Origin of the sequence: Pleurocapsa sp. CCALA 161 (assembly GCF_003003995.1) — a bacterium.
Classification (GTDB): domain Bacteria; phylum Cyanobacteriota; class Cyanobacteriia; order Cyanobacteriales; family Xenococcaceae; genus Waterburya.
This window is the reverse complement of sequence record NZ_PVWF01000008.1, coordinates 1-19,375: the sequence shown is the minus strand read 5'-3', so window position 1 is coordinate 19,375 and position 19,375 is coordinate 1. Positions and strand designations below refer to the sequence as shown.

The following is a 19,375-nucleotide window of genomic DNA, read 5'->3' as shown; positions in this document are numbered from 1 at the left end:
TTAGTTTTTAGTTGGTTAGTTTAGCGCGGAGTTCGGATTTGAGGCGGTTGAGGATCGATTTTTCGTCAAGAGAGTCGAGAATTTTTTTTACGACTACTTTAGGACTTTGTTCCCCCCAGGATGCACCGTTAGCCAGATAGGTTTTGGTCACTTGTCCGATGACGTAGGCAGATACCCCCGCCACTCCTCCTTGAGCGATCGCCACCGATAAATAAGGAGCAAGAGATAAGCCTCCTGTAGCAGGAACAGTTAAGCCTAAAAGCCCTTTAACTGAGCTTAAACCTAAAGTTGCGAGTAATTCGCTAGCGCTAATCCCACCCATACTCAGGGCGATATTTTTTAAGAGCTGTACCGCCCCAGCTTGAGTCATATTAATACCATAAAGACGAGACAGAGAAAGGATAATCCCCACATCAATGACTGCCCCAGAAAACAGATCGATCGCTGTGACAGGATTAAGCGCCACCGTCATCGCTTTGAGCATCATACCCTGATTAATTAAAGCATTGGCAGCGCGATCGCGAATTGCTAACTTACGCTGTAGTAGCTGTTCATTGACCTCATCGGCAAACAACATACTGTTGAGTGCTACTAAAGATTTTCCTTCGCGGTCTAATAATTCTAGAATTTTGAGCTTAAGAGTTTCTACCTGAGATGCGCCCCTGACTCTCTCTACCTTAAGTTTACCTGTCTTATCTTTAACTCCTCGGACTTCAACTGGAGAAGCAGCAACCATGATAATTTCATCAGGAGAAATCAATTCTCGGACTCTTTCTTCCTTAATCTTCTGATATATTGCCAGGCGATCGGCTTCAGGATATTGGTCGATCTTGTTAAACACCAACAGCATCGGTTTTCCTGCTTCCCTGAGTTTAGATAAAGCGCGATGTTCAACCTGAGTAATGTCTCCTGAAACAATAAACAAAATCAGATCGACTCTATGAGCCAAATCACAGGCTAAAGCTTCTCTTGCCTCTCCGTTAACCTCATCAATCCCTGGAGTATCCAGTAGTTGAATTTCGCCACCTTGCCCTGTAATCGTAAGACGCTGAAGATTTTCTGAAGTATCAGCAATTTGTTCAGGAGTTAATTTCCAGTTAGCCTGATCGATGGTGCGAGTAACACCATGCAGCGCCCCTGTCGGGAAAATATCTTGTCCCACTAAAGCATTGAGCAAAGAAGACTTCCCTCGCCCCACCATACCAAAAGCGGCAATTTGTACCACCGACTGCTCCAATTTATCCAGCATTTGCGCCAAGCGATCAATCTCAGATTCCAAACCCTCCTGCTCTTCAGCAGTTAGGTCAATATTGCTGATTAAACTGCGCAGAGAATTTTGCGCTTGACGATAATTTAACTCGGCGGTAATTTCCTCAAAGCCAATCAGTGCCTCTTCTAACTCTGAGCGATCGCCTGTTTCTTTTGACAACACAGAATACCTCTTGGTAACTTATCTCTTACTCTTTTTTCTTGACCCTTAATTTATAGTCTGTCTCATTTGTTGAATTTTGGTTTTAGTTTAACGAAAAAAATTAGCCCAATTATCATCTCTCACATAAGATTGGTTCATCAATTCTAGAGTCGCTATATTATTTAATAAAACCAGATCTACTTACTGCATAAACTTACCTGTCATAAATTGTGAATCGTAGTTATCTACCAGAAACAGTCGCCCATGTTCGTATTACCCAACAATCAATCTCAATGGGCAAAATTGAAGGCGAAGTCCAAGCTGCTCAGTATGAATGGCAATTTAGATGGCGTTTTCGCCACAGACACTTATCGGTGCAGCCTTCTCTCGGTAGAGCCTTAATTCAAGAACCTTTAGAGCGCTTCCTCGAACGTTGCGATCATCAATTAGAAGCGGGTGGCGATTATACTTTTACCGTTAGAACCAAGATGTGATTAGTGATTACTAACAAACTAAGAGCTAAAAACCAGTCAATTAATAACGTAGTCTATTCAATTAGATACTGCTTGAAGATATCGTTCAATTAAAATAATCGCCACAAGATCATCTACAGGACGAGGAGGTGTCCTTAGACCTTGAGGAATCAAGCGTTGTAGTCCCTGTGGAGGGTACATTATCCAGTAGCGATCGCGTGCTTCTAGGGTGCTGTTGGTTTCGTTAACCATAGTTACTGGCAGTTTTAATAAGCTAGATTCAATCTTTTGCTGCCACGCTTTAGAAGTCGTACCGTCTCCCATGACGATTAAATCAATGGCGTACTGTCTCACTAGCTGTTTAATACTGGCGATCGCTTGGGTCGAATCAATCACCTGATGATAAAGCAATTGCTGCTTACTATCGACCACCGCAACACCACACTTATCTCTACCAGGATCTAAACCAAGTATATTTTGATACAAATTTAGTTACCGATTAATTAAATTAATTGTTTCACTGCTCATTGTTCACTGCTCATTGCTCATTGTTCACTGCTCACTGCTCACTGCTCATTGTTCATTGCTCATTGCTCATTGTTCACTGCTCATTGTTCATTGCTCAAGTGCTATAGACTACCTTGCCATTTCGCATCACCACAAAATCAATTTTTAACGGCCCCGCAGTATAGGTATTCTCAGTAACTATCGCTCTAATTTCTCTGACAGGTTCGGCAGCTTGAGTAATTTGATCAACAAAATCAATTAGATTTTCTATTTGATTATCGCCTATTTCAATCTCACCCAATGTTCCTGCTCGTTGAGCGCGAAATTTTGACACCGCCAACAACCAATTTAATCTTTCCTCTACTTCTTGGCGAGTAACATTTTGGGAATCAATCGATACAGTGGCAATTTCCTCCCCCGCTTGAAATATTTGTTGATTGAGTGCTACATCAGCAAACACCCTAACTTCTTGTTCTCCTTGAACATAATTACCCGCCGAAATAATTCTCACCACATAGTCTCGACCATCTTGGATCTGTGATTCAAGCTGTTCTACTTGTGACCTAGTGATCTTGACGATCTCTTGTTCGGATTTTGCACCACTAAACTGAGTTGCCTTGACTGCGTTGGTGTTTGCCTGTCTCAATAAACTGTTGATCGCCAATTTTGCAGCGTTGGGATCGATAATTCTCACTACTGCTGAAGATAGTACCTGACTCTTGACCACGGCAATCTTTTTTTCTCTTAATTCTTGATAAGATTCTTCTAAAGCTGCCACGTTTCTCGATAAGAAAGCGAGTTGAGATTCTAGCTGTTCGAGTCTTTTGGTTCTGAGTTTTAAACCAAGTTCGGCTGAGGCGATCGCTTTATCTAATTGGGAAATTGAGCGATCTCTTTCTTGCACTTGGGTTTGCAGTAATTGTTGTTGCTGTTCTAAATCTTGTAGCTGAACTTCTCTTTCTGAGAGAACCCGATCCTGCTGGGTAATTTTTTGCTCTCGTTGCTGAAGTTGGGACTGTAATTCCTGACTTTGCTGTTGAAGTTGGTCTAGCTGTTTCTGTCGTTTTGAACGTTCAGTCAACAAACTATCTAACTCTTGTTGTAGTTTTTTGGCTTGAGTGGAAATTTTTTCAACCTGCTGTTTTGAGCGCTCAAAATTTTGATTAGTAGCCTTTAGGTTGGCTGCTGCTTGAGTTTGTTCCTGTTTAACTTTAGATAGCTGCTGCTGTACTTGCTGTTGTTCCTGTTCTGCCTGTTCTAATTCCGCCTCGGTTTGTCTCTTTTCTTTAAGAATGTCGTCAAGCTGAAAAATACCTCTTCTCAAAGAGCCACTTAAACCAAAAAGAATGCCTAAAGTAAGAGCCGAAATTGACATCCCTGTAATCCAGGTGATGATCATGGCTGTTTGGCGAGGACGGAGGTTAAATAACCTGAGTCTAGCTTTACCTATTTTAGTCCCCACACGATCGCCAAATACTGCAACAATACCGCCTAGAAGAAAAATTGCTGCAATCAGAATATAGCCGCTGGTCATGAAAGGTACTTAGGTAATTGAGTCCAAAAATCAGCTTGGACAAGCTGCTATGATCGATTTAGTCGTCAGCAATGTCGTTAACTATTTCATCTACAATTATTTAAGCAAATTGTTGACTCAGCGCTACAGGATTGTGTACGGTAATCTTTTTTTTGTGAATTGTGACTAATCCCTTTTCCCTCAAATCTCCTAACAATCTGGTGACGGTAACTCTGGTAGAGCCAATCGCTTCGGCGATCGCTTGATGGGATAACTTAAGATCGATCTTAATCCCTTCAGTGGTGGGCGCACCAAAATCACGACACAAAATTAATAAGAAACTAACTAAACGAGAACCCATATCTCGATGAGCCAAGGTTTCAATCATCATTTCTGTTTGCAAAATGCGGGAGGATAATCCTCTTAGCATTAGCAATGATAACTCTGGATTTTCTTGTAGAGCTTTTTCCACCTGTTCAATGGGTGCTGATAAGAGTTCGACGGGAGTAAAAGCCACAGCATGATAAAAGCGATCGCTTTTTTGACCAGTAATTAGAGAAAGCACCCCAAACACTGTATTCTCTCTCAACAAAGCTACCGTAATTTCTTCTCCTGCTTCATAAACGCGAGACAGCTTAACAGCTCCTTTTAACAAAAAGTAAACTCTTTCGGCTGGATCTCCAGGAAAAAAAATAGTTTTGCCCCGATCAAAACTCTCCACAATCGGCGGAAAAGAACCACGACCAAGTTTGCGAAATACTGATGCTAGAGGTTGATTTTGTGTCAATGGTAGTTCCATAGGGCCTAAGCCTAAGTTTAGTTACAAGTGTGCTAAGTATTCTATTAGTTTAAATAGTTATACTTTTTCACAATACAATCTTTGTTTTACTTTCCTTAGTCTAATTTAGTTCTATATTTTCGACCTAAATCAATTTTAATACGGTTATGTCACTTTCCCAGGCAGTTGTAGGATAGATAATTGCAGCTAAAAATTTGGGGAAAGACCGTGCTAGATTTAACTGGAAAAAATGCTTTCGTTACAGGGATAGCCAATAATCGTTCGATCGCCTGGGGGATTGCCCAGCAGCTACATAAAGCTGGTGCCAACATTGGCGTTAATTATCTTCCTGATGAACGAGGACGTTTTGAAAAAAAAGTGAGAGAGTTAGTTGACCCCCTTAATCCTAGTATTGTTGTTCCTTGCGATGTGCAGAATGATGAACTATTGGATTCAATGTTTGCCACAATTAAAGAACAGTGGGGTAAGCTAGATATCTTAGTTCACTGTCTGGCATTTGCTGAACGGGAAGACCTCACAGGGAATTTCTCGGCAACTTCTAGAGCAGGTTTTGCCAAAGCTTTAGATATTAGTAGTTTTTCTCTTAACTGCCTTGCGGTTAGAGCTAAACCCTTAATGACTGAAGGAGGCAGTATCGTTACCCTCTCCTATTTGGGAGGAGTAAAAGTGATCCCTAACTACAATGTAATGGGAGTAGCTAAATCAGCCTTGGAAATGAGTGTACGTTATTTAGCTGCTGAATTAGGGCAAGACAATATTCGCGTTAACGCTATTTCTGCTGGCCCAATTCGTACTTTAGCTTCTTCGGCGGTAGGAGGCATTTTAGATATGATCCGCCACGTGGAAGAGACTGCTCCTTTACGCCGTACCGTAACTCAAACAGAAGTTGGCAACACCGCAGCCTTTCTCTGTAGCGATCTGGCAAGTGGTATTACAGGACAGGTAATCTATGTTGATTCTGGATATGAGATCATGGGAATGTAGGTTTTTTTTAGCTATTAGCTCTAATAGATTAATCAGGAGGAATTATGCAAATTAGCGATCGCGCAGCGTACCCAGAGGGGAATCGCAAAACTCTCAAGAACAATCAGCATAATGCTTTAAAGCAAATAAATTCCAGAATCGCTTCTGTCAGTCGTACCACGGGAGAAACAGACGTACAGGTAGAAATAAATATCGATGGCACTGGTCAATGTAGTGCGGATACAGGTATTCCATTTCTCGACCATATGCTGCACCAGATTTCCTCTCACGGTATGTTTGACCTAAATGTTAAAGCTACTGGAGATATTGAAATTGACGATCATCATACTAATGAGGATGTAGGCATTACTCTAGGGATGGCATTAGCTCAAGCTTTGGGCGATCGCAAAGGGATTGTGCGTTTTGGTCATTTTATCGCTCCTCTAGATGAGGCTCTAGTTCAAGTAGCTCTTGATTTTTCGGGTAGACCCCACCTCAGCTATGGATTGGAAATTCCCACCCAAAGAGTCGGTAATTATGACACTCAACTAGTCAGAGAGTTTTTTGTAGCCATCATCAATCATGCTCAGATGACTCTGCATATTCGCCAGATGGACGGAATTAATTCTCACCATATCATTGAGGCGACTTTCAAAGCCTTCGCTCGCGCTATGCGTATGGCAACGGAAATAGATCCCCGTCGTGCTGGTAATATTCCTAGTTCAAAAGGAGTGCTTTAGCAATGAGCAATGAGCAATGAACAATGAGCAATGAACAATGAACAGTAATTAGTAATTAGTAATTAAACAGTGGAAGTATCTAGTCAGTGGGTCAAGGTAAATAGTCAAGACTTTGAGTTTGATGCTTATTTAGCAATGCCCGAAACGGCGGGGATTTATCCTGGGGTAATTGTAATTCAAGAGATTTTTGGGGTAAATAAGCATATTCAGGAAGTTACGGATAAATTAGCTAGTGAGGGTTATATAGCGATCGCTCCTGCAATTTATCAGCGTCAAGCACCAGGATTTGCTGTGGGTTACTCGGAAAAGGAGACTAAACAGGGTAGAGAATATAAAGTTAAAACTCAAGCCAAGGAGTTACTCGCAGATATTCAAGCCTGCATTGTTTATCTTTATAGTCAGCCCCAGGTGAAACAGTCGGGAGTTGGCACTATTGGCTTTTGCTTTGGTGGTCATGTGGCATATTTAGCAGCTACCCTAGCAGATGTTACGGCGATCGCCTCTTTTTATGGGGCGCAAATTGCTACTTGGTGTCCTGGCGAAAATGAACCGACGATTAATCGTACCAAAAACATCACAGGGAGAATTTATACTTTCTTCGGCACAGAAGATCCTTTGATTCCTAATGAGCAAACTGAACAGATCGAACAAGCATTAATACAACATAATGTAGATCATCAGGTGTTCCGTTATGAGGGAGCGACTCATGGATTTATGTGCGATTATCGTCCTCAAAGTTATAATTCTGATGCGGCTCAAGATGCCTGGAAAAAAGTGCTAGACTTGTTTAGCCAATTGTGAGTACCCTCAAAGTTACTCGGTTTGTGTGTTAATATTCACCTTATACAATACTATGTCTGATTCAACCTCCGTTCCCAACTCATCTCAAGCTTTCTCGATGGCAGATTTTGAGAATGCGCTTCAGGAATATGATTATGAGTTTACTAGAGGTCAGAAAATACAGGGAACGGTAGTCGAACTTACCTCTGAAGGCGCATATATTGACATTGGCGGAAAATCTCCTGCGTTTGTCCCCACCAATGAAGCAGCCTTGGGTTTTGTCAATAATTTAGCTGCAATTTTACCCATAGGTGAAACTAAAGAGTTTCTAATTATTCGCGAACAAGATGATGATGGACAGGTAACTCTTTCTCTGCGTCAACTAGCATTAGATCGAGCTTGGGCTGATATTAAGGAAATGGCAGAAACAGGAAAATCTACTCAGCTAAGAGTGACGGGGGTTAATAAAGGCGGAGTTATGGGGGAAGTCGCGGGTTTAAAGGCATTTATTCCGCGATCGCATCTACAGCAGCGCGACAGTCTAGATTCTTTGGTTGGACAGCTTTTGACCGCTACTTTTTTAGAAGTTAACCAAGAAAATCGCAAATTAGTACTATCCCAACGGGATGCTATGCGTGCTGTGGCGATGAATAGCATTGAAGAAGGGGTGTTAATGCCAGGGAAAGTTGTCAATATCAAGCCCTATGGTGTGTTTGTCGATCTTGATGGCGCGACAGGGCTGCTACACGTTAAGGAAATTAGCGGTGCGAGGGTTGAATCTCTCAATAATCTGTTTGAAGTCGGACAAAAGATTAAAGTTGTGATTAAACAAATTGACGAGCATCAAAATCGCATGTCGTTATCAATTAAAGCTTTAGAATCCTATCCAGGGGAAAACATCGAAAAGCTGGAGGAAGTGATGGCAGACGCTGAATCAAGATGGGAACAAGCACAGCGTCGTAATACTGATGCGCCTTCTGCACCTGAAAACTCGGAAAATTCTGAACAACCTGAAGAAGTAGAAAAATAGGGAGAAAATGATCATGATTGCCTCAAATCTCCCAACCCTCAAGCCCCCAATTCTCCATGTCAATCGACAGCCAATGGCATATTCAACGCAGCCAAGATATCTTACGCCAGTATCCTCAAATCAGAGAATATTTTGGTAACTATCCTCTTTCAATCTTACCAATTGTTTTATTAGTTCTCTCCCAATGGCTGATGGCTTGGCTGGTTAGAGATTTACCTTGGTTTGCAGTCGGCGGGATCGCTTTTTTGGTCGGACAGTTTATCCTGCATTCTTTGGGAGTTTTTGTGCATGAAGCTGCCCATAATTTGATCTTTAAATCCAAGTTTGGTTCTCAGTTTGCCCTGTGGTTGATTATTTGTGGTTCTCTTTCGTTTGGAGAGTCCCTAACTTACATTGGAGTGCATGGTAAAACCCATCATCTTCAACTTAATGATTATCAATACGACCATGAACTATGGGATCGTCATCGTGCCGAATTTGCCAACAATCATCTTTCTTGGCGTATGATTGAAAGCCTTTTGCATCTTCTGCCAGGAGGATTAATTGTTAGCGAGCTAATCATTTCTAGTTTGGTTAAGGCTGATACTCGTCAAGTAAAATCTGCACCCATTGACCAAAAATTCAATTTTGTCCTAATTTTCACGAGTATTTTACTCTACGGGGTTGCCTATTTGGCGATCGCTCCTCAAGCTGCGCTATATCTTTTCTGGAGTTTGACCCTAATGGCAAGCAACTGGGGAATAACCTTTCGCGGACAATCTATTGCCGAACATCATATTTATCATCTAGGCAAAACCTACTCCACCTATAGCTGGACGAATATTCCCTTATTTAATACTGGCTACCACGACGAACACCATACCTTTCCCCAAGTAGCGTGGATACATCTACCTAAAATCAAACGTCTTGCGCCTGAATACTTTACCAACGACAATCCTTATTCTTACTTTCAGTGGTGGTGGAACTGGGCAAAATCGATCTTTGCTCCCGCAGGCTATAACCGCTATCTACCTGATTCAAAAGCGTCAGTCCACAAGCAATTGACGTAAACTCAAAAATAGAAAATTAATGTCTTTCTTTTCTGTTGTTGCATTTCGTTACACTTTTTGTTAATTTTAGTAACAGATAGCTAGCAAGTGTTTCATTTTTGTTGAACGCGATGAAGATCAAATGGAAAGAATTAGTATTTAAAGTTAGTGTTTGGGTTGCCTTAGAGGTTTTCTTTGGTTACGTAGGAGTAGACACCATCGCTGACTACAGTGAATATATATTTGATCGCAGCATAATCACTTCAATTTGTTAACGCAATAATTGAGCTTAATCTCAAATTATTAGCTCAAGCGGATCAAAATAAAACACTTGTTTGCCGAAATTAAGCGCCCAAAAAAACTAACTACTAAATAAACTTGATAACTATGGCTGCTACTTCCGCCGAATCGAGTCGCGAAGTCTATCTAGAAGATAATCGCTCATCAGTGAAACCAACTTGGAAAATCAAGCTTTTGTACGATGGAGAATGCCCCTTGTGCGTGCGGGAAGTAAACTTTCTCACTAAACAAGATGCAGGTAGAGGAATTATTAAATTTGTCGATATTTCTAGTCTCGATTACGATCCCCAAGATAATGCAGGAATTGACTTTGCCACGGCAATGGGGGTAATTCATGCAGTTTTGCCCGACGGTACAATCATCAAAAATGTCGAAGTCTTTAGACAAGTTTATGAACAGTTAGGTCTAGGTTGGGTTTATGCCATAACCAAAATAAAAATAATTGGCGCGATCGCCGATTGGGTTTATAAAATTTGGGCAGACTGGCGTTTAAAAATCACGGGTAGACCACAAATAGACCAGATTATTGCCGAAAGAGAGCAAAAGCTCAATAACTCAGACTCAAGCAGATGTAAATTAATTTAAATTAATTTATTAATTGATTAGCTAAAAGCTGAAAACTAACCGTTTCGCGATTTAATGATTAGTAAACTGGCAGTAATCATTAGTAAAAGATAAATACAGTCGAACTAAAGCAGTTGACGATGTTATTATCAATGTGCCAGTGATTATTATAGGGTAACAATTATGGTTCAAGCACCTGTATCTCCAGTGGTACTAGCTATCTTAGATGGTTGGGGTCATCGCGAATCAACAGAAGCAAATGCTATTGCTACAGCTAAAACTCCAGTATTTACTAGTTTGCAGTACGCATATCCCCATACGTTGATTAAGACATCAGGAAAAGCAGTAGGATTACCCGATGGTCAGATGGGAAACTCCGAAGTTGGACATTTAAACTTGGGGGCGGGAAGAGTAGTTCCTCAAGAGTTAGTGAGAATTTCAGATGCGGTTGAAGATGGTTCTTTGCTGAATAATCAGATATTAATTGATGCTTGTAATCAGGTTAAGGCTACAGGAGGCAAGCTGCACCTATTGGGGCTTTGTTCTGAAGGAGGAGTTCATTCTCACCTCAAGCACCTAATTGGCTTACTTAATTTAGCTAAGGCTAATGATGTTAAAGATGTTTGTATTCATGCAGTTACCGATGGGCGAGATACCTACACAACGGAAGGGATTCAGGCCTTAAACAAGATCCAGGACGCAATTGAGCAAGTTGGCGTTGGTCGGATTGCAACTATTAGTGGTCGTTATTACGCGATGGATCGCGATCGCCGTTGGGATCGAATCCAGTTAGCCTATAACGTCATGACTCGCAACGAAAATATTTATCCTTGTTCGGCTACTGAAGTTTTAGAAAAATCTTATCGTTCAGATATCACCGATGAATTTATCATCCCCACGAGAATCGCCCCTGGAGCAGTCGAATCTGGTGATGCAGTGATTTTCTTTAACTTCCGTCCTGATCGCTCAAGACAGCTAACCTACGCCTTTGTGAACGACAAATTTGATGGGTTTGCACGTAGCAAAATCGATCCGCTACATTTCGTTACCTTTACCCAATACGATCCCAATGCACCCGCAGAGGTAGTTTTCCCGCCCCAAAATCTCACTAACATTTTGGGCGAGGTGATTGCTAATCAAGGTTTACGCCAGTTTCGTACCGCAGAAACGGAAAAATATCCTCATGTCACCTATTTTTTCAATGGTGGTTTAGAATTGCCCTTTGAAGGGGAAGATCGTGAGTTGACTCGAAGCCCAATGGTGGCAACTTATGACCGCGCACCAGAAATGTCTGCTCAAGCGGTAACCGATACAGTTTGTAACGCTGTTAAACAAGGAGTTTATGCGCTAATTGTAGTTAATTACGCTAATCCAGATATGGTGGGGCATACGGGCAATATTGAGGCGGCCGTGAAGGCAATTGAAACTGTAGATCGCTGTTTGGGTAAAGTGATTGAAACTGTTAATCAAGCAGGTGGAACTTTACTGATTACGGCAGATCACGGTAACGCCGAGTATATGCGAGATGAAGATGGCAACCCTTGGACAGCCCACACAACTAACCCAGTTCCCTTTATTTTAGTCGAGGGAGAAGCCAGAAAAATCATCGGACATGGCGCAGATGTTCCTTTACGAGAAAACGGTTGCTTGGCAGATGTTGCCCCCACTATTTTAGAAATATTACAGATTCCTCAGCCAGAAGAAATGACTGGGCAGTCTTTGATTGAGCCAGCGATCTATGAGGCAAAACCAAATCGGACGCCAATCAAGATCTCAATGTAGCTGTAGCTTTTTTTTGTTTGAATATGGCTCTGTCGGCAGCATACAATAGTTATCATTAAATTCAAATCAGACAAATTAAATTTTGATCATGAACGTATATCAAATAACACAGATTATCTGGGCAGTTTGTGGGTTACTTACAATTGTTTTAATTCTGCTACACAGTCCTAAAGGAGATGGTTTAGGCGGTATAGGTGGACAGTCACAGATGTTTACTAGTACCAAAAGTGCCGAGAATGCTTTAAATCGGATTACCTGGGGCTTGGGAATTGGTTTTATTACTTTAACTGTAGTGTTGAGTGCTGGCTGGATTGGTTAAAACTTTCTGCTCAAAATCACTAGCAAACAATCATTAGTAAACAGTCACGATTAATTTTAAAATAAACAATGACCGTAGTTGTCTTTGGCAGTATAAATCTAGATTTAGTAGTCGAAGTGGCTCATCTGCCAGCAAAGGGAGAAACGGTGATTGGCGATCGCTTTTTTTCGTTTGCTGGAGGAAAGGCAGCAAATCAAGCAGTAGCGATCGCCAAGTTGGGTGTTCCTGTCAGTGTAGTTGGGCAGGTTGGAGATGATATTTTTGGTCAAACTTTAATCAACAGTTTGCAATCATCTGGGGTCAACACAGACAGCATTACAATTAATCCTCATACCTATTCAGGCGTTGCGTCCATCGTTGTTGATCGCTACGGTGCAAATACTATTGCCTGTGCAGGTGGTGCTAATAACTTAGTGAGAGAGCCAGAAATTAAGCAGTTTAACAACCTACTGCCCCAAGCTAAAATTGTCTTGCTAGAACTCGGTATTCCTCTTGCCACTGTTTTAACCGCAGCTAGAGAAGCAAAAGCTCACAACTGCTTGCTAATCTTAGATCCTGCCCCAGTTACCTCCAATTTACCCGAAGAACTATATAGCCTAGTAGACATCATTACCCCCAATGAAATTGAAGCCAGTCAGCTAGTAGGTTTTACTGTAGATGGCGTTACTACCGCTAGACAAGCAGCATCTTCTCTACATCAAATGGGCGCTAAAAATGTCATTGTTACTTTGGGAAGCCAAGGCTCACTGTACAGTAACCAACTAGAAAGCTATTGGATTAAACCAATTGATGTACCTGTAGTCGATACAGTAGCTGCGGGCGATGCTTTTAATGGTTGTTTAGCAGCAGGTTTGGCATCAGGCAAGAAAATTGAGGAGGCGCTGCTGTGGGCAACGGTAGGAGGAGCTTTAGCCGTAACCAAAAATGGCGCTCAGTCTTCTTTACCCAATAAAGAAAGTTTTCAGCAGCTATTAAATCAACAAACATTATTGGGTTAGCAAAGTAAAATTAGCGATGACTTGATTATTGATTGGTTAAAGTAGAATATAGGTCAACGTAACCATCTTCCGACACAATCAGCGCCAAACAATTAACTTTACGGCTCATTTCATCAATATAGCGAATGGCAGAGTTATACCTAGCACCCCTAGCCGAACTACCGTTTTTGGAAGCTTGTCCATCTAAAATCACACCAAAAGAATGAATAATTCCTTCTGGCGAAAGCAAAATTGCCCCGTCAATATTAGATAGATGAGAAATAATACTTTGGGAGACAATCACTGGTTCAATCACAGTACTTTGAGCAGCTAATCTATGGGTTTCTGATTCTGCTTCTGGAGTAATCACTAACATCGTACCGTGACGCTGCTCGATCGCCGCTTCTACTGCTTTAACTAACAAATTTGCTGTAGTGGAGTTGACTTGAAACAATTGATCGACATGGTTGCAAAACAGTTGCCGATCAAAGCGCGTTCTAGGTAGTCTTGCCTGTCGATACTTAACCCGCAACATAATATTTTCTGCATGAACCAATTCCCAGGTTTGATGTTCAGCAAATCGAATTTCAAACAAATTTTCGCGACTAGGTTGATAAGTATCCAAAGGCAGTCCTAATCCCCAGACAGTTTCAATATCACAGAGCAAAGCCAGCTTATTACTAGATACCTCCAAGAGCTTACGAATTCCGCGATAATTGTAGATTTTAATCGGCGCAGCCAATTTAACCTTAGCTGCAATATCAGGATGATCTTTAGGACAGATAATTAATCTTCCCTCACTCGCAGCACCTTCATAACGTTCTGCTGCGATCGCATTAGCAAAAGATAATAAATCGACTTGATGCCATTGGTTGATATGCACTTCTATTGATTGCAGCAGACTAGCAGCAGCATCTTCGATCACCCTCTCCGAGTTAGCCAGAGATAAAGTATTCCCTGCGGATAAACTTTGTAATTCCAGCTCACCTTCTTTCAATACCTGATAAATTAAGGCTTCTAAAAAACAGCGATCAATCCGATACTCCTGCATCGAATGCAGTTCGTGGGTTACTTTGTTTAGGCAATATTGACTATTAAAGTCCTGCTGTTGAAGCTGAATTACCGTAATAATCCAGTGATCGTTTTTCTGAATCGGCAAGCTACAAAAGGAAATCTGTTCTCGTTGGAGATCGGCTTGCTGAAGAATTGACTGCACGGCAGAGCGTAAAGCTTTGGGATAAAGTGAATCTCGATGAGCCTGATTAAGATGGCTGACACTCTTAAAAAAGAAGAGTTCAGGATCATTATCAAAGTTCTGTTTTGCCAGAGAAAATACCTGCTCAAAGTCATCAGCAATAAAGCCACAGTTTTCCTGGTGAAATAAGATTTCGGGTACTTTTTGAGTAGCGATGGGAATACCTATAACAAAAATATTTGAGGCGATTGGTAGCTCTAGAATCTCTAGAATATTTTCGAGTAGATTTTTGACCGCAGCTTGGAATGTATGTTGCCAGCGCCACATAAATATTTTGGTTTGCATTGAGTTATCCATGTCATTAGAGATACAGGTTCGCTCTGATTGCTAGTCGAGGCTTATATAAAGTTTATCTTGTTAGATATCAAAGTTTTAAACAACTATTTTTTGACTATTTGCCCAAAAAAATCCCCCAGGTACCAAACTGAGGGATTATTTATAGATGTAACAGAGAGTATCTGTTGCATAGCTCTATCTCTTCTCTAATATGTTCTATTTTCTAATTAAAAACTATGATCTCGATCACAAACCCCGATCGGGTTGCTTATACTAAATCCGTTTCAGATAGGTTGCTTAAAAAATTGAGTAACAAGTAATAAGTAACAAGTTATTCTGATTTCATCAAAATTAGTTAAAAAATGGACAATAATTTATCCCTCCAGCATAAAAATATCTTGATCACAGGGGTTAGTCGAGCATCGGGTATCGGTGCTGCGATCGCCAAAATATGTGTGCAAGCAGGCGCTAACGTCGTAACCCATGGCAATCCGCAATACGATGCCAATAGATCATATCCAGATGCTTCTCTGGATTTCTGTTTTGATTTAGCAAGAGAATATAACATAAAAACAATCAGTCCTAGCGATTTATCTGCTCCCAACGAGCCAAAAAAAGCTATCCAAAATGCTCAGAAATTATTGGGCAAGCTGGACGGACTTGTGCTTAATCATGCCTATTCAGTAAACTCTACTATTTTTGATTGTACGGCAGAAAATATTGACAAGCATTTTAATGTCAATGTAAGGTCTTCTATGCTGATGATTCAAGCATTTGCCCAACAAATTGAGCCAGAGCGAGGAGGTGCTATTACTCTTTTTACCAGTGGACAATATTTAGGTCCGATGATTAATGAAATTGCTTATGCTGTATCGAAAGAGGCAATTCGAGGATTATGTACCCAAGCTTCAGTAGCTTTGGCAACCTATAACATTAGAGTCAATTGTATTAATCCAGGTCCCACAGACACTAGTTATCTTAGCGGAGTTGCTTATGATGAAGTTACCAAAATGTTTCCTTCAGGACGTTGGGGGACTCCTGATGACGCAGCAAAATTAGTTCAATTTCTGCATAGTGACTATGCCCAATGGATTACGGGTCAAACAATAGCAAGTGAGGGAGGATTTCAGCGATAAATTAAAATTTAGCTGAAGATCTTCATGTTTTAAACTAAACTGCTAATTAAGCCTAAGCAAAAACTATAGAGTAAAAATTGGCTCGCCAGGATCGCCAATACACTTAGAGCAATGCTAGGATAGCTGTTCCAATTCAGTTGAAAATCTTTAATTAATAAGCTGGCGATCGCTATTGTTAAAATAGGAAACGCGATCGCTCCCAATAACCCCAAGAAGTTAGTAGGCATCAAAAGAGTATTAGCTAGCTGCACTATCCCCAGAATTAAAGCTACTAAATAAATAGTGTGGGTATGATTAATTTTTAAACCAAGATTTAGTCGAGAGGCGATCGCAATTCCCAAGGCGGCAAAGATTGTTGATAAGCCTAGATTAATTGGCTTAGTTAAGCTACCAAAGGCAAGAGTATGATCCTGTGCAGTCTGTTTTTGATAGTGTTCTGTTGGCCAATTGACAGGAATTAGATCGGCGGCTATTTTCTTAGGGGATCGTTGTCCTTCTCCTGTAGTATAGACACATCCCACCCTGGTCTTGCCTAACTGATTGGCGTTTCTTTGCTGGGCTTCGACTACATAGATATGAGGAAAAACTTGTTCGCCACGACTGGAGATAACGGGAGTGATTTCTGGATCGGTATTGACGGGAGCAATACCTGCTTTGAGGTTAGCATATCTGGAACAGCCATACTTGGCAACGCTTTCGGTTACCTCCGTTAGGGGAAAAAGATTCTTGGGCGTTTTAGCGATCGCCTTTTCTCCTGCTAAATTAACTGCTAAACGGCAGTATTCAGGAGAACCGATTGCATTGCGACAAAGAGCAGGAATTTGTGCTGATGTATTGGTATTGGAGTTGTGATTAATGATTCCCAGCATGGTTATAATCACCGTAGCTGATATCCATATTCCAGGTAACAATAACTGTTTCAACCTGGTTAGAAGCTGAAATTTTGCTAACTTGACTCGCTCTACTGTCGGTGATGCAGGAAGACTATTGCTGACAGAGACAAAGCTATATTCTGTAGCACGATTAGCTTGTTTGATATTCATTTGGGGCATATTTTGAGCCGAGATGGTTTTAAATTCTGCTAAGGTGGCTGTCGGCTCAAAGCAGTAGCAACTTAACCACAGAGCAAATGCATTTCGTTCTCGATCATCAAGAGCGCTAATTTGTTTTAACCAATTCTGGATAACAGGGGAAATTTCTGCTCCTTCATCAACCAAACCCTCGCGAAAATATTTCTCTAAAATTGGCGGTAGCTGCTGTTGATCGCTAGTAGATAGATAATGAAAAAATTTAACTAACCGCATCACTGTTTTACTAGGATTGGCTTTCTTTCCTGTGAGTAACTCTGGGTTACTAATAAAGCAGTATTGAGCTAAATTATTGTGGGCAGAAAAATTAGCAGCTTCAGTGGTATCGCTCAATGAGGCAGAAGTAGAAAAAGTATGAATATCTGTTTCTCTTAAAAAGCGACCATGAATTAAACCCTGATCCTGTAGCAATCCACTATCACCATTACTGTGACTATTTGTTTGAGCAAACTCACCTGTTTGTAGCAAAGTTTTTTGCGACTCATCTTGATCTAACAGTAATTCTGCCTCTCCTGTCGTACCGCTAGTCATTAAGTCAAAGTTGCCAATACCTTCAAGATTAATTTCTGATTCTAAATGCTCTAAATCACCAGTATTTCCATAGGTGTCTTCAATTTCTTGACCTTGGGTAGATAATTCGACAAAGACCTGCCAATTTGGTTCAACTTGATCCAAAGAACGGGTATATAACCAAAAGCTGTTAATTCTCTCTAAAGCTAAGGAAGCGATCGCAGCACCGACGTTTTCTTTTAAAATTAAGTAGTTGGGCTGATAGTCTTTTCTGTGATTGGCGTAGATATGAAGTTGATCATCTTGAACAATGACTTGAAACTTGATATTTCTATTGCCACAGGCAGCTTTTAAGGCTTTAATAATCAATTGCTCCATAACACACCCAATCCATAGCACAGCAGTATTGAGCCTATGATTCCCCAAAACGACCGTTATATTGATATGTGATCTAAGTTAGCTAAAATAACCGTTAAACATTATTCGTTAAACATTATTGTTTTTGCCTAGTTTAAACTTGAAATTTAGTATTCATGCCGAGCAAGAAGAACCTTTTACCAACAGAAATTATCCTAACCCCTGCTCGTCAATGTATTGGCAGACTTAATCTTGATCGTCGTCTTCAGCCAGGTAACTATATGGATTTTGAGGGTAAAACCTACGCCATTTTAGAACGCCACCATTTCTATCAATACCGTGTTGGTGGCTATCGCTTTGACAAGGCAACTCTTCACGTTCAAGAATCTCAACGACCCGAAGAAACTACTCAAATAGGCGATCGCTATACTATTGGTAATGCGAACTGTCGTTTTAATGCGCGTTCAGAAATTATGCGCTGTGCGGTTAATCCCGAAGGCCCTTGTAGCGGTTGCCTCTATTTTGAGCCAGGCGATGATTAAAGCTGTTCTAATTATTAAACAACCTTAAATTTAATCTTAATTTGATCGAGTAAATGGAAGTTATTATCGCCCTGTGTTTAGGAATTACCCTTAGTGCTGCCTGTGGTTTTCGGGTGTTTGTGCCACCTTTGGCAATGAGTTTAGCGGCTCTGTCTGGGCATTTTCCTCTAGCGCCAGGTTTTGAATGGGTTGGGACGAAAGAAGCAGCGATCGCTTTGGGAATTGCGACCATCTTGGAAGTTTCTGCCTATTATATTCCGTTTGTCGATAATCTACTTGATACTGTTCAAGTCCCTATTGCTGTCGGCATTGGTACTGTCATAACTGCTGCTACCTTGGGACATACCGATCCAGTGTTGCAATGGACATTGGCAGCGATCGCTGGAGGGGGAACAGCAGGACTGACAAAAATTCTGGCTAGTTTCACTAGACTAGCTTCTACAGGAATAACAGGCGGACTAGGCAACTTTATCGTTGCCACAATTGAAGCCGTAGGTTCAATTTCTCTGTCTATCTTAGGTTTAACTTTTCCGCTTTGGACTGCTGTAATTCTTTTAGGGGTTTTGCTCGTTGCAGTAATTACCCTATTAATTAGTCCTCCCGCAATTTTGCAACAGGCTAGAGGAAACCAAAAAGTGTCTGATCGCGAATAGTCCCTACACAAAACTATAGCCGTACAAAGTTAGCGGCGCGTTTTGAGTATACCATTTGCGAAGCTTATCCTTTAGGACAAGGGTACAACGTGAAGATTCACACTCAAAAGCCGCCGCAGATTAGGACAAGTTTAGTTAACTGTTCGTGGGTAGTAGGTAGTAGGTAGTAGGTAGTAGGTAGTAGGTAGTCCTAAAGAACACCGCTCCGCATATGGTATAAGCTTCGCAAATAGGTAGTATAGTCATTTTAATTAATTTCCCTATGGTTACTTTGTATTAATGATGATGGTGAATTTTACTTGTTACTTGTTACTTGTTACTTGTTACTTGTTACTTGTTACTTGTTACTTGTTACTTGTTACTTGTTACTTG

General features: G+C 41.0%; 20 protein-coding genes. 14 read left to right on the top strand and 6 right to left on the bottom strand.

Annotated features, from left to right (window positions below):
• Positions 1–7 precede the first annotated feature (7 nt).
• Positions 8–1,429, bottom strand: a complete 1,422-nt coding sequence (locus C7B62_RS03535; protein WP_370303758.1) for a GTP-binding protein — start codon at positions 1,427–1,429, stop codon at positions 8–10.
• Between the two features lie 212 nt (positions 1,430–1,641).
• Here C7B62_RS03535 and C7B62_RS03530 point away from each other — a divergent pair, with 212 nt between their 5' ends.
• Positions 1,642–1,905 (top strand): DUF3146 family protein, encoded by a 264-nt coding sequence (locus C7B62_RS03530; protein ID WP_106233233.1) that lies wholly within the window; start codon positions 1,642–1,644, stop codon positions 1,903–1,905.
• A gap of 57 nt (positions 1,906–1,962) precedes the next feature.
• Here the strand turns inward: C7B62_RS03530 and C7B62_RS03525 are convergent, their stop codons facing one another.
• The 3 genes from C7B62_RS03525 to ntcA form a co-directional block, all read right to left on the bottom strand.
• Positions 1,963–2,370 carry a pre-16S rRNA-processing nuclease YqgF gene (locus C7B62_RS03525; RefSeq protein ID WP_106233232.1) on the bottom strand — a complete coding sequence of 136 codons (408 nt, stop codon included), beginning with the start codon at positions 2,368–2,370 and terminating at the stop codon, positions 1,963–1,965.
• A gap of 136 nt (positions 2,371–2,506) precedes the next feature.
• Positions 2,507–3,925: a DUF3084 domain-containing protein gene (locus C7B62_RS03520; RefSeq protein WP_106233231.1), complete on the bottom strand. Its 1,419-nt coding sequence runs from the start codon at positions 3,923–3,925 to the stop codon at positions 2,507–2,509.
• Between the two features lie 100 nt (positions 3,926–4,025).
• Entirely contained in the window at positions 4,026–4,703 is a 678-nt protein-coding gene (gene ntcA / locus C7B62_RS03515; RefSeq protein ID WP_106233230.1) for a global nitrogen regulator NtcA, read from the bottom strand.
• Positions 4,704–4,910: 207 nt separating this feature from the next.
• Between ntcA and fabI the strand changes: the two genes are divergently transcribed.
• From fabI to rbsK, 10 genes are all read left to right on the top strand, one after another.
• Positions 4,911–5,687 (top strand): enoyl-ACP reductase FabI, encoded by a 777-nt coding sequence (fabI, locus tag C7B62_RS03510; RefSeq protein ID WP_106233281.1) that lies wholly within the window; start codon positions 4,911–4,913, stop codon positions 5,685–5,687.
• A gap of 44 nt (positions 5,688–5,731) precedes the next feature.
• Complete coding sequence (hisB, locus tag C7B62_RS03505) at positions 5,732–6,406, top strand: imidazoleglycerol-phosphate dehydratase HisB (protein ID WP_106233229.1); 675 nt, start codon at positions 5,732–5,734, stop codon at positions 6,404–6,406.
• A 69-nt stretch (positions 6,407–6,475) separates the two neighbouring features.
• Entirely contained in the window at positions 6,476–7,207 is a 732-nt protein-coding gene (locus tag C7B62_RS03500; protein WP_106233228.1) for a dienelactone hydrolase family protein, read from the top strand.
• A gap of 52 nt (positions 7,208–7,259) precedes the next feature.
• Positions 7,260–8,216, top strand: coding sequence for a S1 RNA-binding domain-containing protein (locus tag C7B62_RS03495; protein WP_233219796.1), 957 nt, complete (start codon positions 7,260–7,262; stop codon positions 8,214–8,216).
• A 56-nt stretch (positions 8,217–8,272) separates the two neighbouring features.
• Positions 8,273–9,265, top strand: coding sequence for a fatty acid desaturase (locus C7B62_RS03490; RefSeq protein ID WP_106233226.1), 993 nt, complete (start codon positions 8,273–8,275; stop codon positions 9,263–9,265).
• A 110-nt stretch (positions 9,266–9,375) separates the two neighbouring features.
• Positions 9,376–9,519 (top strand): hypothetical protein, encoded by a 144-nt coding sequence (locus tag C7B62_RS26025; protein ID WP_199194048.1) that lies wholly within the window; start codon positions 9,376–9,378, stop codon positions 9,517–9,519.
• Positions 9,520–9,631: 112 nt separating this feature from the next.
• Positions 9,632–10,129, top strand: coding sequence for a thiol-disulfide oxidoreductase DCC family protein (locus C7B62_RS03485; RefSeq protein WP_106233225.1), 498 nt, complete (start codon positions 9,632–9,634; stop codon positions 10,127–10,129).
• Between the two features lie 162 nt (positions 10,130–10,291).
• Positions 10,292–11,890 carry a 2,3-bisphosphoglycerate-independent phosphoglycerate mutase gene (gene gpmI, locus C7B62_RS03480; RefSeq protein WP_106233224.1) on the top strand — a complete coding sequence of 533 codons (1,599 nt, stop codon included), beginning with the start codon at positions 10,292–10,294 and terminating at the stop codon, positions 11,888–11,890.
• 88 nt (positions 11,891–11,978) lie between these two features.
• Positions 11,979–12,209, top strand: a complete 231-nt coding sequence (secG, locus tag C7B62_RS03475; protein ID WP_106233223.1) for a preprotein translocase subunit SecG — start codon at positions 11,979–11,981, stop codon at positions 12,207–12,209.
• Positions 12,210–12,277: 68 nt separating this feature from the next.
• On the top strand, positions 12,278–13,207 hold the full coding sequence (gene rbsK, locus C7B62_RS03470; protein WP_106233222.1) for a ribokinase: 930 nt from the start codon (positions 12,278–12,280) through the stop codon (positions 13,205–13,207).
• Positions 13,208–13,232: 25 nt separating this feature from the next.
• Here rbsK and C7B62_RS03465 read toward each other — a convergent pair whose 3' ends face one another.
• Entirely contained in the window at positions 13,233–14,738 is a 1,506-nt protein-coding gene (locus C7B62_RS03465; protein ID WP_106233221.1) for a diadenylate cyclase, read from the bottom strand.
• 341 nt (positions 14,739–15,079) lie between these two features.
• Between C7B62_RS03465 and C7B62_RS03460 the strand changes: the two genes are divergently transcribed.
• The gene (locus C7B62_RS03460) at positions 15,080–15,853 is read left to right on the top strand and encodes an SDR family oxidoreductase (RefSeq protein WP_106233220.1); all 774 of its coding nucleotides are present in this window, start codon (positions 15,080–15,082) and stop codon (positions 15,851–15,853) included.
• Positions 15,854–15,882: 29 nt separating this feature from the next.
• On the opposite strand, the gene C7B62_RS03455 is transcribed toward C7B62_RS03460, so the two are convergent.
• A complete protein-coding gene (locus C7B62_RS03455; RefSeq protein WP_106233219.1) occupies positions 15,883–17,829 on the bottom strand; it encodes a phage holin family protein in 1,947 nt (648 codons plus the stop codon).
• A gap of 155 nt (positions 17,830–17,984) precedes the next feature.
• Between C7B62_RS03455 and C7B62_RS03450 the strand changes: the two genes are divergently transcribed.
• Positions 17,985–18,350, top strand: coding sequence for a DUF6464 family protein (locus C7B62_RS03450; protein ID WP_106233218.1), 366 nt, complete (start codon positions 17,985–17,987; stop codon positions 18,348–18,350).
• Between the two features lie 53 nt (positions 18,351–18,403).
• On the top strand, positions 18,404–19,003 hold the full coding sequence (locus C7B62_RS03445) for a DUF4126 domain-containing protein (protein ID WP_106233217.1): 600 nt from the start codon (positions 18,404–18,406) through the stop codon (positions 19,001–19,003).
• Positions 19,004–19,375: the final 372 nt, after the last annotated feature.